This window comes from Agromyces sp. NPDC056523, assembly GCF_042794545.1.
Taxonomy (GTDB): domain Bacteria; phylum Actinomycetota; class Actinomycetes; order Actinomycetales; family Microbacteriaceae; genus Agromyces.
Genome location: NZ_JBHTTM010000009.1, coordinates 1 through 2,133, shown reverse-complemented (window position 1 = coordinate 2,133; position 2,133 = coordinate 1). Strand labels below are relative to the sequence as shown.

The 2,133-nt window shown below is 57.3% G+C and carries 1 rRNA gene; it reads right to left on the bottom strand.

The annotated features are described in order from the left end of the window. Positions 1 to 166: 166 nt before the first annotated feature. Positions 167 to 2,133: ribosomal RNA gene (locus ACFQ58_RS17845) — 23S ribosomal RNA — on the bottom strand; the annotation flags it as partial.

Sequence of the window (2,133 nt, the reverse complement as noted above, 5' to 3'; positions counted from 1 at the left end):
GGGGTTGGTGGTCTCGGTGCCCACCAGGCCCGCCCGTGTGGGTCGGGGTGGTGGGTGTGTTGCTCTGTTCTGTTGTGGTTGGGTTTCCGTCTGTTGGGAACCACAGAGTGGACGCGAGTCATCAGGGCCACACACCATTGCCTTACGAAACGTGGTGTGTGTGGTGATTGTCAAGTTGTCGGCGTATTAGTACCAGTCAGCTGCACACCTTGCGGTGCTTCCACATCTGGCCTATCAACCCAGTCGTCTGGCTGGGAGCCTCTCCCCCGAAGGGATGGAAATCTCATCTTGAGGCCGGCTTCCCGCTTAGATGCTTTCAGCGGTTATCCATCCCGAACGTAGCTAACCAGCGGTGCTCCTGGCGGAACAACTGGCACACCAGAGGTTCGTCCAACCCGGTCCTCTCGTACTAGGGTCAGATCCTCTCAAATTTCCTGCGCGCGCAGAGGATAGGGACCGAACTGTCTCACGACGTTCTAAACCCAGCTCGCGTACCGCTTTAATGGGCGAACAGCCCAACCCTTGGGACCTACTCCAGCCCCAGGATGCGACGAGCCGACATCGAGGTGCCAAACCATGCCGTCGATATGGACTCTTGGGCAAGATCAGCCTGTTATCCCCGAGGTACCTTTTATCCGTTGAGCGACAGCGCTTCCACAAGCCACTGCCGGATCACTAGTCCCGACTTTCGTCCCTGCTCGACCTGTCAGTCTCACAGTCAAGCTCCCTTGTGCACTTACACTCGCCACCTGATTGCCAACCAGGTTGAGGGAACCTTTGGGCGCCTCCGTTACTCTTTGGGAGGCAACCGCCCCAGTTAAACTACCCACCAGGCACTGTCCCTGAACCGGATCACGGTTCGAAGTTAGATATCCAGAGTGACCAGAGTGGTATTTCAACAATGACTCCACGAACACTGGCGTGCCCGCTTCACAGTCTCCCACCTATCCTACACAAGCCACACCGAACACCAATACCAAGCTGTAGTAAAGGTCACGGGGTCTTTCCGTCCTTCTGCGCGTAACGAGCATCTTTACTCGTAATGCAATTTCGCCGAGTTCGCGGTTGAGACAGCTGGGAAGTCGTTACGCCATTCGTGCAGGTCGGAACTTACCCGACAAGGAATTTCGCTACCTTAGGATGGTTATAGTTACCACCGCCGTTTACTGGGGCTTAAATTCTCAGCTTCGCCGTGAGGCTAACCGGTCCTCTTAACCTTCCAGCACCGGGCAGGCGTCAGTCCGTATACATCGTCTTGCGACTTGGCACGGACCTGTGTTTTTAGTAAACAGTCGCTTCCCACTGGTCTCTGCGGCCTTCAACGCTCCGGGAGCAAGTCCCTTCACGAATCCGGCCCCCCTTCTCCCGAAGTTACGGGGGCATTTTGCCGAGTTCCTTAACCACGATTCTCTCGATCTCCTCGGTATTCTCTACCTGACCACCTGAGTCGGTTTGGGGTACGGGCGGCTGGAACCTCGCGTCGATGCTTTTCTCGGCAGCATAGGATCACCCACTTTTCATCCGCGTCACGTCTCAGCCTGGATGAGCGACGGATTTGCCTATCGCTCGGCCTACACGCTTGCCCCGGGACAACCATCGCCCGGGCTGGGCTACCTTCCTGCGTCACACCTGTTATCACGCTCACTCCACCAGATGGGGTCGCATGCCGCCCCGCAACGTTCCCCGAAGGGTCGGTCACGGCTTGGGATGCTTAGCACTCCTGGTTTCGTGTGGGCGGTTCTTCGCCGGTACGGGAATATCAACCCGTTGTCCATCGACTACGCCTGTCGGCCTCGCCTTAGGTCCCGACTTACCCAGGGCAGATTAGCTTGACCCTGGAACCCTTGGTCTTCCGGAGGACGGGTTTCTCACCCGTCTTTCGCTACTCATGCCTGCATTCTCACTCGTGTGCCGTCCACGGCTGGTTTCCACCGCCGCTTCACCCGGCACACGACGCTCTCCTACCCATCACCACGACTGGACCACGAAGGCCTATCGAATGCGGTAATGCCACGACTTCGGTGGCGTGCTTGAGCCCCGTTACATTGTCGGCGCGGAATCACTTGACCAGTGAGCTATTACGCACTCTTTCAAGGGTGGCTGCTTCTAAGCCAACCTCCTGGTTGTCTGTGC